This window comes from Candidatus Thermoplasmatota archaeon (assembly GCA_035540375.1).
Classification (GTDB): Archaea; Thermoplasmatota; SW-10-69-26; order JACQPN01; family JAJPHT01; genus DATLGO01.
In genome coordinates this window covers 23,500-36,274 of record DATLGO010000080.1, presented here as the reverse complement: position 1 = coordinate 36,274, position 12,775 = coordinate 23,500, and the positions used below count along the sequence as shown (strand labels likewise).

The 12,775-nt window shown below is 70.7% G+C and carries 16 protein-coding genes; 2 read left to right on the top strand and 14 right to left on the bottom strand.

Annotation, left to right across the window (positions count from 1 at the left end; genetic code table 11):
- Nucleotides 1-266: 266 nt before the first annotated feature.
- From VM889_09825 to VM889_09815, 3 genes are all read right to left on the bottom strand, one after another.
- On the bottom strand, nucleotides 267-497 hold the full coding sequence (locus VM889_09825) for a hypothetical protein (GenBank protein ID HVL48843.1): 231 nt from the start codon (nucleotides 495-497) through the stop codon (nucleotides 267-269).
- Nucleotides 494-748, bottom strand: a complete 255-nt coding sequence (locus VM889_09820; protein ID HVL48842.1) for a hypothetical protein — start codon at nucleotides 746-748, stop codon at nucleotides 494-496. Before VM889_09820 ends, VM889_09825 begins: the two co-directional genes overlap by 4 nt.
- A 115-nt stretch (nucleotides 749-863) precedes the next feature.
- On the bottom strand, nucleotides 864-1,835 hold the full coding sequence (locus tag VM889_09815) for a hypothetical protein (GenBank protein HVL48841.1): 972 nt from the start codon (nucleotides 1,833-1,835) through the stop codon (nucleotides 864-866).
- A 116-nt stretch (nucleotides 1,836-1,951) separates the two neighbouring features.
- Between VM889_09815 and VM889_09810 the strand changes: the two genes are divergently transcribed.
- Nucleotides 1,952-2,383, top strand: coding sequence for a roadblock/LC7 domain-containing protein (locus tag VM889_09810; GenBank protein ID HVL48840.1), 432 nt, complete (start codon nucleotides 1,952-1,954; stop codon nucleotides 2,381-2,383).
- A gap of 10 nt (nucleotides 2,384-2,393) precedes the next feature.
- Nucleotides 2,394-2,897: a hypothetical protein gene (locus tag VM889_09805; GenBank protein ID HVL48839.1), complete on the top strand. Its 504-nt coding sequence runs from the start codon at nucleotides 2,394-2,396 to the stop codon at nucleotides 2,895-2,897.
- Here the strand turns inward: VM889_09805 and VM889_09800 are convergent, their stop codons facing one another.
- From VM889_09800 to VM889_09750, 11 genes are all read right to left on the bottom strand, one after another.
- Entirely contained in the window at nucleotides 2,898-3,398 is a 501-nt protein-coding gene (locus tag VM889_09800; GenBank protein HVL48838.1) for a hypothetical protein, read from the bottom strand. It lies immediately after the preceding gene.
- A 40-nt stretch (nucleotides 3,399-3,438) separates the two neighbouring features.
- Nucleotides 3,439-4,020, bottom strand: coding sequence for a methylated-DNA--[protein]-cysteine S-methyltransferase (locus tag VM889_09795; GenBank protein HVL48837.1), 582 nt, complete (start codon nucleotides 4,018-4,020; stop codon nucleotides 3,439-3,441).
- A gap of 41 nt (nucleotides 4,021-4,061) precedes the next feature.
- The gene (locus tag VM889_09790) at nucleotides 4,062-4,481 is read right to left on the bottom strand and encodes a cupin domain-containing protein (GenBank protein HVL48836.1); all 420 of its coding nucleotides are present in this window, start codon (nucleotides 4,479-4,481) and stop codon (nucleotides 4,062-4,064) included.
- Nucleotides 4,478-5,428, bottom strand: a complete 951-nt coding sequence (locus VM889_09785) for an electron transfer flavoprotein subunit alpha/FixB family protein (GenBank protein ID HVL48835.1) — start codon at nucleotides 5,426-5,428, stop codon at nucleotides 4,478-4,480. The genes VM889_09790 and VM889_09785 overlap by 4 nt, the downstream gene beginning before the upstream one ends.
- Nucleotides 5,425-6,204, bottom strand: coding sequence for an electron transfer flavoprotein subunit beta/FixA family protein (locus tag VM889_09780; GenBank protein ID HVL48834.1), 780 nt, complete (start codon nucleotides 6,202-6,204; stop codon nucleotides 5,425-5,427). The genes VM889_09785 and VM889_09780 overlap by 4 nt, the downstream gene beginning before the upstream one ends.
- A gap of 88 nt (nucleotides 6,205-6,292) precedes the next feature.
- Nucleotides 6,293-7,309: a PPC domain-containing protein gene (locus VM889_09775; GenBank protein ID HVL48833.1), complete on the bottom strand. Its 1,017-nt coding sequence runs from the start codon at nucleotides 7,307-7,309 to the stop codon at nucleotides 6,293-6,295.
- A 410-nt stretch (nucleotides 7,310-7,719) separates the two neighbouring features.
- Nucleotides 7,720-8,373, bottom strand: a complete 654-nt coding sequence (locus VM889_09770; GenBank protein HVL48832.1) for a translation initiation factor IF-2 subunit beta — start codon at nucleotides 8,371-8,373, stop codon at nucleotides 7,720-7,722.
- A 62-nt stretch (nucleotides 8,374-8,435) separates the two neighbouring features.
- On the bottom strand, nucleotides 8,436-8,855 hold the full coding sequence (locus VM889_09765) for a hypothetical protein (protein HVL48831.1): 420 nt from the start codon (nucleotides 8,853-8,855) through the stop codon (nucleotides 8,436-8,438).
- Between the two features lie 40 nt (nucleotides 8,856-8,895).
- Nucleotides 8,896-10,023: an ABC transporter permease subunit gene (locus tag VM889_09760; GenBank protein ID HVL48830.1), complete on the bottom strand. Its 1,128-nt coding sequence runs from the start codon at nucleotides 10,021-10,023 to the stop codon at nucleotides 8,896-8,898.
- Entirely contained in the window at nucleotides 10,020-11,813 is a 1,794-nt protein-coding gene (locus VM889_09755) for a PrsW family intramembrane metalloprotease (protein ID HVL48829.1), read from the bottom strand. The genes VM889_09760 and VM889_09755 overlap by 4 nt, the downstream gene beginning before the upstream one ends.
- A gap of 7 nt (nucleotides 11,814-11,820) precedes the next feature.
- Nucleotides 11,821-12,762 carry an ABC transporter ATP-binding protein gene (locus VM889_09750; GenBank protein ID HVL48828.1) on the bottom strand — a complete coding sequence of 314 codons (942 nt, stop codon included), beginning with the start codon at nucleotides 12,760-12,762 and terminating at the stop codon, nucleotides 11,821-11,823.
- Between the last annotated feature and the right edge of the window lie 13 nt (nucleotides 12,763-12,775).

Sequence of the window (12,775 nt, the reverse complement as noted above, 5' to 3'; positions counted from 1 at the left end):
GAGCCCCTGTGCCCCGACGCTAACAGTGCGGATCCTCGACACCGCGGATGCGGCTCTCCCCTTCCTGACCCGGCCGGGATAGCGGGGCTCGCGGACGAGCTGTGCGGACGACCGGTTGTTTCGGACGCATCGATGGCCGGAAAGGCCTTGCTTGTCCGAAGGCCCATTGGCCGGACGTCCCGTGTCGCCCCGCGCACCGTCCCCCGGTCACAAATCGCGGGGGTGTGATTGTGGCAGGGCAACGCTCGTACGCGGGCTTCCTTGAATTACCTTCGCTTCGTCCGCCGGCCGGCCCAGAGGACGAACCCCCAGAGCGCGAGGAGGAGCCCCGCGAGAAGCGCCAGCGCGAACAGGGGGAGCGCGCGCGACCCGTCCACGAAGTCCGGCGTGGGAAGGGCGCCGTCGTGGTTGGGAGGCGGGCCCGTGGGCTCGCGCTGCGCGACAGCCGCGGGGGCGAGAAGGGCGAGCGCGACGACGAGGGGCGCGAGTCGCGTCAACGTCGGCGGCGTCCCCCCGTCGCAAGGAGGAGGGCGCTCACGAACACGACGACGAGAAGGGAGGCGAGGAGGAACGCCGACGACGACCAGACGGGCCGCTCCTCCCCGACGACCTCGTCGGGCGGCGGCTCGTCGTCCGCGAAGGGATCGGGGAATGAGCGGTTCGACTCGTTCGTCGCGTTGCCCTGCCCGAGCGCGGCGGGCGCCGCGGCGAGGACCACGAGGAGGAGGGAAAGGAGGCGGAGCGTCATGTGTCCGCGCCGAGGCCGGTGCGGCCTCAAGGTGTTGGTACGCTCCGCGAAACGCGGGCCCTGAGCGGCCCGCCGGTCGATCGATCGACCGGCGGGCGCCCGGGGGGCCGGCCGCTTACCGGCGGCGGGCGAGGGTCGCGAGGCCGGCCGTGGCGACGACGGCGGCCGCGGTCGCGAGCGCGCCCGCGCCCGGCGTCTTGAGGCCGCCGAGGAGGTCGGGCGCGCCGCCCGCGGGCGCGTCGGTGTCGGCGACGGCGACGGCGAGCATCGAGGCGTGCTCGAGCCGCGCCGCGCCGGGCGCGTCGTACGACCAGACGACGCGCGTCGCGTTCCCCGCGGCCGCGAGGTCGGCGCGGACGGGCACGGTCGCGTTCTCGCGACCCGTCGACGCGACGGCTTCGCGCGACCACGCAAGCTCGCCGACGGTGGCGTCGTTTGCGAGGACGGCCGCCGACTCGTAGACGCCGCCTTCGATCCGGTCGAGGCCGTGGGCGACGTCCGCGACGAAGGCGAGCTTGTCGCGCGCGTCGATGAACGTCCACGCGTTCACGAGGACGCTCATGCGGGCCGCGCTCGCGGGCACCTTCAAGGTGCCGTTCGCGAAGGCGACCTCGGCCGGGGACGCCGCGAGCGCGAACCTGAGGGTCACGTTGCCCGTGGGCGCCGCCGCGGGGAGGTCGAGCGGGACCTCGCCCGCGGGCGATTCGATCGCGAGCCTGCCGACGTACGTCATCGAGAGCTCGACGACGCTCTCGTCGAGGCGATGCTCGAGCGTCCAGGGCGCGTTGCGGGACAGGTTCAGGACCGCGCGCGTCTCGCCGGGGTCGACCACGCCGTCGCCGTCCTCGTCGAAGAACTCGACGAGCCGCTTCGCGGCGAACGTCCATCCCGTCGATTCGTTCGCCGCGGGAGAGGCGCGCACGACCGGGCGCTTGTGCTCGAAAGCGAAGGTCACGAGATCGTTGGTGATCACGAGCCGATCGTCCTCCTCGCGATACGCGGGCTTGGCGGCCTCCGAGGCCGCGGCGGCCGGGGCGGCCGCGACGAGCGCCGCCGCGAGGACGACGAGCAGGGTTTTGCGGGTCATCGGCCGAGCGACGAGGCGGGCCGGGATGACCGTTCCGGGGCAATCGACGAAGGGATAACGATCGTACTAGGTTTCGGCCCGCTACGCTTAAATGCCGTCATCCCGCTTGGCGGCCGTTGGCGCCCACGGCGGTGCGGGAAACGGAGGGCGAGGCGAGCCTCACGCCCTCGGAGGAGGTGAGCCAGGAGCTCCACAGCATCCTGCGCGACCTCCAGGCGAGCCTCTCCGGCATCCTGGGCTCCGTCCTCGTCGACGAATCGGGGTTCCCCCTCGCGTGGGATCTCAAGGGCGGCGCGGACCCGACCCTCATCGCGACCGCGGGCGCGCTCCTCACCAAGGCCTCCGACCGCACGACCGAGGTTCTCGATTTCGGGAACGCCCGCAACACGGTGCTCACGAGCGACAAGGGCTCGATCGCGGTCTTCCGCGTCTCCGCGCGCGTGAGCCTCATCGTTCTCCTCCAGCCCTCCACGAACAACATCCTCGTCATCGTCGAGGTCGGAAAGGCCCTCGACCGCCTGCGGCAGGTGATCGCGCCTGGTTTCTGAATCCGCGGTCGTGGTCCTGAACGGCCTCCAGTTCATCGCGGGCATCCTGTTCTTCCTCTTCCTCTTCCGGGTCCTCTACATCCTCGGCTCGAACCCGGTCGGCGAGGTCACGCCGGAGCTCATCTACCTGCGCGGCCGCGAGCTCAGGACCCCCGCGTACCTCATCCTCGCGTACTTCATCCTCGCCGCGATCGATCTCCTCCTCCCGTTCATGAAGGCGCGCGGCGTGCTGCCCGCGAGCCTCAACGACCTGCCGCTCGCCCTCGCCGCGCTCGAGGCGCTCACGCTCTTCCTCAGCGCCGCCCTCGTCTACCTCGTCGTCGCGCGGTACACGCAGCGTGGCCTCGACAGGCGCATCCGCGACTCGCTCGAGACCCTCGCCTTCCTCGCGGGCCAGGCCCGCCGGAAGCGCCGCCCCGCCGCCCCCGGATCCGAGGCGATCGCCGGCGGACGCGCCGAGGGCCGCCGCGCGAACGGGGACGACGAGCCTCGCCGCCGCCGGCGCGAGGCGTGATCACGCGCCCTTCGGGGGCGCGACGCCGCAGGCCGCGCAAAGCTCCGCGTGGTCGGCCTTGCTGATCCACTCGACGTAGAGGAAGTCCGTCAGCTCCTCCTCCGTCATGACCTTGAGGCGCCTCGCCTCCGCGACCGCGACCCGGTAGGCCTCGAGCTCCGTGGGACGCGCGACGTACTTGTAGCGGTCGTCGAAAAGATCGAGCCCCTCGTGAAACTGCTTCACGTGGACGAGCTCGTGCACGAGGTCGAGGTAGATGAAGTGCGGCGGGGCCTCGTTCCAGTAGGGAAGCGACGCGCAGAGGCACCCATCCGTGTCGTCGACCCACATGTAGCCCCAGTCGTCGACAAGGAGGAGCTCGGCCGCGCGGATCGCTTCGACGGCTTTTTCGCGCGAGCCCCAGAGCGCGTGGAGCGCGGGCGAGTTCTCGAGCCCCTCCACGAGGTCCACGACTTTCGTGCGGCCCGCCTTCGCCGGTCGCCGGATGCGAAAGCCGTCCATCGACGTTCGATCGCGCCCGCGGCACTTCAAGGCTTGGGATTCACCACTCGCCGATCGACCGGTCGCGCTTCCTCGGCGCGGGCGCGGTCTCGCTCGGCGGTCCGCGCGGGGTGAGGCGGCGCGACGGGCCGATGTCGAGCGTGACGTAAGGATCGCCCGCCGCGACGCGCGACTCGTGCACGAGCAGCCACTTCTTCCGCGCGACCCCGTGGCTGTAGCCCGTGAGCGCGCCGGTCGCGCTCACGACGCGGTGGCACGGGACGACGATCGCGAGCGGGTTCGCGCCCGTCGCGGCCCCGACCGCGCGCGCGGCTCCGCCGTCGCCGAGCCGCTCGGCAATCGCGCCGTAGGTGGTGCGGCGCCCGTAGGGAATCGCTCGCAATTCGCGCCATGCACGTTTCTGGAAGGCGGTCCCTTCCGGGGCGAGCGGAAGATCGAACCTCCTCCGCACCCCGGTGAAGTATTCGGCGAGCTGACGCGCGGCTTCCATCGCGAGGTCCGAGGGCTCGGGGCCTTCGTCCGTCTCGTCGACGAATTCGACGGCAACGATCGCTTTCGCCGACGCGCGGACCCGCAAGAGTCCCAGGGTCGTCTCCAGGTAGATCGCGCTTTCGGCGTCCAAGGAGACGGAGAGGCCCCGTCGGGGCCATGAACGTTGGGGAACTACGACGGCGGTGGCGAGGGCGTCTCGAGCACGCGCTCATTGAATGGCATGAGCGGTTTCGCGAACGTGTTCACGACCCGAGGTTCCACGAAGACGCCCACGAATCGAGCAGGTTCCCTGCCTCGGTTCGCGAGCCCGTGGGGTTGCATCGCGGGGATGACGAGCAGGTCACCCTTCTGGAGCGTCGTCCGGCGATCGCCGGCCCATGCATCGAGCACGCCCTCGATCACCACCACGACCTCCTCGGCGCTGTCCGTGTGTTCCCCGACCGTTCCGCCGGGGAGGACTTCGCAATAGACGAGACACGACTCAGCGGCAGCGACATCCGCGACACGGAAGTCGGGCGGATCCACGTTCGGGTCGCGTTCGCTCCAGCATTCGATCGCGGGCAGGTCGGGCCAGCGGTGGATGCCGCTCACTTCCCGAGCTCCTTCTTGATCGCGGCCGTGAGCGCCGGGAGGATCTTGTAGAGGTCCCCGACGACGCCGTAGTCGCTGATCTTGAAGATGGGCGCGTCCTTGTTCGTGTTGATGGACACGATCACCTTCGCGCCGCGGATGCCGGTCGTGTGCTGGATCTGCCCCGAGATGCCGGCCGCGACGTAGAGCTTCGGCTTGATCTCCTTGCCGGAAAGGCCGATCCAGTAGTCGTCGGAGAGCCAGCCGAGGTCCGTCGCGAGCGGCCGCGAGCAGCCGATCTGGCCGCCGAGGAGATCCGCGAGATCCTGCAGGAGCTTGAGGTCGTCCTTCTGCTTGACGCCGCGGCCCGCGCCGATCACGACCTGCGCCTCCTCGAGGTTGACGCCGGTGGACGGGCGCGGCTTGCGCTCGGTGATCGTGACCTTCGCCGCGGCGGGCTTGAGGTCGAGCTTCGCGACCTTCGCGCTCGCGCCCGCGTTCTCCGGGAGCGGCTCGAAGAGGCGCGCGCTGAAGGCGACGACGGCGTTCCCGGCCGGGACCTCCGTCGCGACGGTCTTGCCGCCCATGAAGGGGCGGTCGAGCTCGAGGCCCTTGTCGCCCTTGCGGACGCCGGCGGCGTTCGAGACGGCGGCCCAGCCGAGCCGGACCGCGACGCGCGGCGCGACCTCCTTGCCGCGGCGCGTCGCCGTCGTGAAGACGTGCGTCGCGCCCGTCTGCTTCGCGGCCGCCGTGACGGCGTCCACGACCGTTTCGGGGTTGAGGTTCTTGAGCGAGGGGTCCTCGAACGTCAGCACCTGGTCGGCGCCGCGCTTCCCGAACTCCTCCGGGTTCGCGACCGCGTCGCCGAGGGCGACCGCGGTCACGGGGCCGAGGCCCAGCTCCTTCGCCTTCGCGATGAGCTCGAACGCGAACTTGCGCTCGGGGGACCAGACGACGACGCCGCTCATCCGATCACCCCTTCCTTGACGAGGATCTTGACCAGATCGTCGGCCGCCTTCTCGGGGCTCTCGACCGGGATCATCTGCTGCTTGCGCTCCTGCTTCGGCGCGACATTGCGCGTGCGCGCGAGCAGCGGCTTCACGTCGCCCGCGCCGAGGTCGGCCGCGGACATGACCTTCACGGGCTTGTTCTTCGCCTGGAGGATATGCATGAGCGCCGGGAGGCGGGGCTCGTTGAGCGACTCCGTGACGGTGAGCACGAGGGGGGTCGCGCCCTCGACGACGTCGATGCCTTCGTCGATGTCGCGCTCCGCGATGACCTTGCCGCCTTCGAGCTTGAGGCTCGTGACGTACGCGACGAGGCCCCAGCCGAGGTGCTCGGCGACGCGCGGGCCCGTCTGCGCGGAGTGGCTGTCGGCCGACTCCTCGGCGCCGATCACGAGGTCGACGCCGCCGATCTTCGCGACGGCGAGCGCGAGGAGGCGCGCCTTCTCGGCCGTGTCGGCCTTCTCGAAGGCGGGGTCGCGGAGGACCACGGCCTCGTCGCAACCCATCGCGAGCGTCTCCTTGAGGGACTCCTCGACCTTCGGACCGCCGAGCGAGAGCGCGACGACGCGGCTCCCGGCGTTCTTCTCCTTGAGCTGGACGGCGGCCTCGACGGCATTCTTGTCGTAGTCGCTGACCTTGAGGCCCGCGCCCGCCACATCGGGCTCGCTCGTCCGGGGATCGATGCGGACGGCTTCGACGTCCGGCACCTGCTTCACGAGCACGACGATCTTCGCCATGGAGTTCTCTCCTCCGGGGGGTGGAGAGGATGCCCTCCTAAATACGTTGCGCGAGCCGTGGTTTTTCACGCGGACGCGGGAGCGTCGATCACGACGCCGGCAGCTTCCGGACCTCGACCTCGTCGAAGTGGAAGAGCAGCGTCGCGGACGTGGGATACAGGACCGTCGCCGCGGCAACGTATTTCGCCTGGGCGCCGGGGCCCGCGACCTCGAGCTTGTATTCGCCCGGCTTCGGCGCGGGGACCTCGAGCAGGCCCTTGAGCGTCTGCGTCGCGGAGGCGCCGCCGAGCTTGGCCTCGGCGAGCTTCGCGCCGTCGGGGCCCTTGAGCGTGAACGTGAGGTCCGCCGGGACGGGGCCGCCCGCCGCGGGGCCTTCGATCGAGAGGTTGACCGCGAGGCGGTCGCCCGCGCGGTTCACGGGGATGGTGTAGGCCTTCGAATAGGTCGGGCTCAGCACCGTCTCGGTGAAGTTCTCGCCCCAGAGCGCGGGGTCGCTCGAGGCGCCGGACTTGAAGACGACGACGAGCTGGGGCTTGCCGGGGTTCGAGCCGTCCGAGGGCTTCGCGGGGTCGTAGGGCGCGCTCTTCGCGGCATTCAGGATGCGGCCGTCCGCGGCGCGGAAGCCCTCGTCAGCGTACATGTAGTGGGCGTTCCAGAGGGCGCGGCCCGTCACGGGGTCCGGAAGGACCTGCCCGTTCAGGAGGATCTCGGCCTCGCCCCACGCGGCGGACTCGGCGATGATCTTGGGCGAGAGCGTGTCGCCGTTGCCCGTGTCGCCGTGCTCCGGGAGATGCTTCGCGACGCCGCCCGATTGGAAGGGCTTCGACGCGTCGCCGACGAAGGAGGTCCAGCGGACCTCGTAGGCGTCGGCGCCGACCTTCACGCTGAGGTTCACGAGGCCCGTGTTCGCGGCCTCGTCGGTCGCGATCTCGACGGTCCCCGTGGCGGCCTGCAGCCCTTGGCCATTGTAGGCCCATCCGCGCGCGAACTTGGGTTGCTTGCCGGTGGCTTCGAAGCCGGAGACGTTCGCCTCCTTGGCGCCGAAGCAGCCGGCGAGGGCGATCGAAAGGACCATCGCGAGGGCGAGGACCCGCAGGGAGGCCATGGGCGCGGGACGCCCTGAGGGACGTATGAATCTTCTTGCGATGGAGTTTGGCTCATCGCGGCCGCGCGCGCGATACTCGCGCGCTGTCGCGAGGATCGGGCGGCGGGCCTCGGGACGGGGATCGGAAGCCGGGCGTCGGGTGCCGGGACCGCAGCGGTGTTCGCGCCCGGGTTTCGTGTTCGGCCGTCGCGAGATGCAGTCCGTCCGCCCCCGCACCGCCAGAAAGGAGGGGCGTGAAACCTGACCCCGGTTCGAGAAGGAAACGCGGGTCTGGGTCGGGGGTCCAGGGGGCGGCAGCCCCCTGGTCCACGGGAGGGATCCAAGGGAGGGGGCGGATAGCCCCTCCCTTGGCACGGAGTGGCACGAGCCCGCAGGCTCGTGCCACGGAGTGCGCGCTGTCAGCCCCGTCCTCAACTGGGCCTGTTGCTCGGCGGCCCCTGCTCGCGGACCATCTCCGCGAACGCGAGCGTGCCGGTGACCTTCGTGATGCGGACCTTGACGACCTGGCCCTTCTTGGCGCCGTTCACGAAGATGACGAACTTCTCGCGGCGGGCGATGCCGTCGCCGCGCTTCCCTTCGTCCTCGATCATGACCTCGTACTGCTTGCCTTCCTCGACGGCTTCGGCCTTCTGCTGCGTCTGCGCCTTCTTCGTGGCGCGGACGGGGCGGTGACCGCCGCAGGCGTCGCACTTCACGACGAGCGTCCGCTCTTCGCGCACGAGGTGCGTGTCGGGGCGGCCGCATTCGCCGCAGATGACGTACGTCTCGACGTACTTCGCAAGGCGCTCCTCGATGGAGCGGTCGGGGACGCGGCCCTGGAGGACGAGGCGGCCGGCGCCGGGCTCGAAGTTGCCGGCGATGCCGATCTCGCGCAGGAGGAGCGGCACGACCTGGTCCGCGGTTCGGTTCATCTTCTCGAGAAGCTCCGCGAAGTTGCGGACCACGGTGATCTTGCCTTCCTGCAGGATATCCGCAGGCGGCATCTGGAACCGCTCGCCGGTGCCGGCGATGGCGGGCACCTTGGCGCGAGCGCGCATGAGGAGGGATTCGTATTCGTCCGGCATGAGGGGGGCCCCGGGGTGGGCGACTAGACGCGCGCGTTCATATATATTTGGGGCGGCGGGGGTCACGCTTCGTGCGGCGTCGCCTGGAGGCTCACGTGGAGCGCGCACGGTTGAGCGGCGTCGCAGCGCAGCGCCAGGACGTAGTCGCCGCGGAGAAGTTCGAACGTCCCGTTCGCCTCGCGCGACCTCCGGCACGCCTCGCCCGCGACGTCGCCGCGCGTCCATGCCGCGAGGTCGTTCGCATGGAGGAGGCACCCCTCGACGGGGCCGTCGGCGGACCAGTTCCAAGCCGCCGTCGCCGGCTCGAAGATGCGGAACGACACGTTTCCGACTTCGCCGGGCCCGAGGTCGAGGGGCACGTTCTCGGCCCAGACGGCGGTGATCGGAACGCGGCGTTGTCCCGGGAGGTCCGTCGCGGAGGTGCAGCCTGCAAGGAGGAGGGCCGCGAGGAGGATGACGCCGTGGAGGCGTACGCGCTTCACCCGGTCTCCGGGGGTCGGACCGGTCATAGCTTTTGCGCTGTCACTCGTTCGAAGCGGGCTCGACCGATTCCGCGCGGCGCCGACGCCGGACGCGCGGCTTGCCCTCCCACCGCCAGCTCAGCACCTCGGCGGCGCGCGTCTTGAGGATGCGGTCGAGCGCGAAGAGCCCGGCGAAGGCGAGAAGCGCGAGGGCGGCGACCTCCGCGTGGACCGCGGCGTCGGCGCTCCCCGCCGCGAGGCGCGCGACCACGTTCACGGGCGACATGGGGAGCGCCATGGAGCCCGCCATGAGCGCGATGAGGGCGAGCGCGTAGAGCATGTGCGCCTTGTTGCGGTCGCGCGTGAGGATCGCGATGAGGCACGCGAGAAGGCCCATGACGACCGCGAGCACGAAGGCGAAGAGCGTGATCCACGCCGCGTCCGCGAACGAGAGCCCCAGATTGTTGAGGCTGAGGAGGCCGAGCCACGCGGCGGTGAGGAGCGGCGCGAGCGCGGCGTTCGCGAGGAGCTTGCCTTCGACGACGTCGGCCGCGGTCGCGGGCGTCGTGAGGAGGAGCGGGAGGGTGCCGCGGTGGACCTCCTCCGTGAGGCTGTCCGCGGCGAGCGCCCCGGAGAGGACGATGGGGAGGAAAACGAGGAGCGGCACGAGGAGCGAGTACACGAACGCGTAGGATCCGCCGCCCGCGGGCACCTCGACGTAGAGCGGCTCCGCGACGAGGCGGTCGCCGCGCGCGTCGCGCACGGCGCGCTCGTAGTCCTCGAGCGCGCGTTTCACCTTCACGAGCGTCATCGTGCTTTCGAGCGTGCCGTCGGGGAGCGTCACCCGAAGGCGGATGGGGTCGGAGCCTTCCCACGAGGCGTTTCCGACCTCGATGACGCCCTCGACGTGGCCCTCGCGGAAGAGTTCGTGGGCCAGGGTCGCGTTCACGTTGCGGATCCTCATCCCGTAGGATTCGAGGACGTCCGCGAGCCCATTGTCGCCCACGAGCGCGAGGCGCGTTTCGCCCGCGGCGGGAATCGCGTCGGGGTCGACGAGGCTCGCGAGGCCCACGACGAGGAAGCCCGAGAATCCCGCCACGAACACCTGGATGACGACCGCGAGGAGGATCGTCTTCTCCGTGAAGATGGACGTGAATTCCTTCCGGGCCAGGATCCAGCGGGCTCTCACGCGATCGACCCCCGCGCAAGCGCGATCATCGACGCGTTGTAGATCGTGTGCACCGCGATCGCGGCGCCCATGCCGATAAGGAAGCCGCGCTTCCCCTTCGTCGCGCCATAGGCCGACATCGTCGCGGTCGCGACGTGGAGGACGAGCGGCAGCATGAACAGGATCGCGGGGTGGTACGGGAGCGGCGTGTCGAGGAAGACGGCGCTCCCGGCGTTCACGTCCATGAGCCCCACGAGGCTCGCGAGGATCACGATCTTCTCGGCGAGGAAGAAGCCGGCGCCCGTGAGCGCGCCGAAGAGGATCACGCGCTTGTTTGATCCGAGCGCGTTCGCTCTCCAGGCGGCGTAGCTCGGCACGCCCTTGAAGGTCTCCTCGACGAGCGACACCATGAGGAGGACGAGCGGGAGGGGCGGGCCGACGGGCCACGCGAAGAGGAACGCGACGAGGAGCAGCTCCGCCGCGAAGACGAAGGGGATGAGGAGGAGCGCGAGCTTCGCGCCCGAGAGCGGGCGCGAGACCTGGCGCGCGATCGCGTCGAGCGCCTTCGACGGGACGGGCTTCTGGTGGAAGAGGTCCTCCTCGCGCCAGAGCGCCGTGCCGAGGATGAAGAGCACCGCGCTCACGAGCATGAGGGGCGCGGTCGCGTAGAGGTACTCGATCGGCGTCGCGACCGTGCCCTTGAGGTCGAAGACGACGAGCGTGATCGGCGAGATGAGCGAGACCGGGTGGATGTCGGTGAACACGGCGGGCAGGAAGCAGTAGATCGTGAGGATGACCGACACGAACACCGTGAGGAAGGTGAGCTCGCGGAAGGACCGCGCCATGAGCGCGGCCATGAACTCGAAGCCGAGGAACGCGAGGGCGATCGGGAGGATGGCCGCGACGGAGGCGACCGTCCCGCCCACGGCCCACGCGACGAGCGCGGCGACCGCGATCATCGCGGCGAGGTACGGGAGCGTCTTTCCGGCGACAATCTCCCACGGCCGCGCGGGCGACGCGAGCATGGCTTCGCCGCGGCGGCCGAGGCGCTCGGCGATCATGCTCGAGGCGTACGACTGCACGACGAAATTGAGCGGGATGAGGAAGAAGTAGGAGAGGATGAGGCTCCGGAACGGGAAGGGCGGCATGAGGCTCGACGGCACGTCGGTGCGCTCGGCGGGCGGGAGCAGGCTGAAGCCGGTGGGGGGCGCGGTGCCGGGCGCGACGGGCGGCGCCTCGCCGCCGCTTGCGCCGCCGGAACCGCCGCCCGAGACGCCGCCTGCGGGCTCCTGGGTCGGCGTCGAGGGCGCGGGCATCGGCGTGGGCGCGCCGCCTGCCGTCCGGGGCGCGGGCTTCGCCTCCTCGTAGCGCAGCGTCACCCGGACGGGGAACGCGGCATCCTCGTCCTCCTCGAGGGCCATGAGGCGGAACGTGTACGAGCGCGTCGCGTCCTTGAGCGCCGCGAGCGCGGCCTGGCCCTTGTCGCCGCGCGCGGCTCCGATGTGCTTGCCCACGACCACGAGATCCGCCTCGCCGCGCGAAAGCGCGCCGACCGCGTCGGAGGTGACGGTCACGGTGAACGCGGGCGCGGAAAGCAGGGCGGGGAGGATCGGATGGCTGGGTTCGACCGCCGCGCGGTAAAGGCCATGGTCGAAGTCGAGCGTCTGCGACGTGAGGGCGGGCGCAAGCAGGAGGCCCACGAGCGCGACGGCCGCCATCGCGACGAGGCTCTTGCGGTCCATCTGGCCGCGGCCGCGCTTGAGCTCGCCCTTCGCGATGATGAGGACGCGTCGCAGGGAGCCGTTCGCCACGCGCGCTTCACCCGCGCGTCGTGCGGAGGAAGATCTCCTCCAGGGGGACGTCCACGTTCTTCACGTCGAGGAGCCGGCCGCCCGCGGCGCGCGCGGCCTCCTCGAGCGGGCGCACCTCGTCGAAGCTCTTCACGCGCGCCTCGTATCCGCCGTCCTCCGCGGGCGTGGAACCCGGGACCTCCACGGAGAGACGCACCGCGTACTCCGTGCCGCCGACGCGCGCGCGGATCTCCTTCATCGTGCCCGAGAGCGCGGGCTTGCCCTTGTGAAGGAGCACGATGCGGTCGCAGATGCGCTCGACGTGGTAGAGGTTGTGCGCGGAGAAGATGACGGTCTTGCCGCGGTCGCGCACGCGCTGCACGATCTCGAGCACGTGCGCGCTCGCGACGGGGTCGAGGCCCGAGGCGGGCTCGTCATAGATGAGGAGGTCCGGATCGTTCACGAGGCTCCGCGCGATCGCGACCTTGCGGCGCATGCCCTTGGACATGTCGCCGAGCTTGCGGTCGCGGTGGTCGAGCGCGAGGTCGTCGAGCAGCGATTCGATCCGCGCCTTCGCCTCCTTCTTGGGAACCGCGAAGAGCTCCGCGAAGAGCGCGAGATACGTGCGCGGCGTCATGTCGTCGTAGAGGGGCGACTCCTCGGGAAGGTACCCCAGGCGCGCCTTCATGGCGGGGTCGGAAACGTCGAAGCCGAGGACGCGCGCCTCGCCTGAGGTGCGCGTGAGGAGCCCGGAGAGGATCTTGAGCGTGGTCGTCTTGCCGGCGCCGTTCGGCCCGATGACGCCAAAGATCTCGCCGCGGCGGACGTCGAGGTCGAGGCCGTCGAGCGCGGCGAACGCGCCGTAGCGCTTCACGAGGCCGCGGGCCGAGAGCACGACCTCCCCGGAGGCGGGCTTCGCGCCGTTCGCGGCGAGCTTGACGTGGCCCATCCAGGGACTGCCCTCGGACACGGCGCCCCCGTCT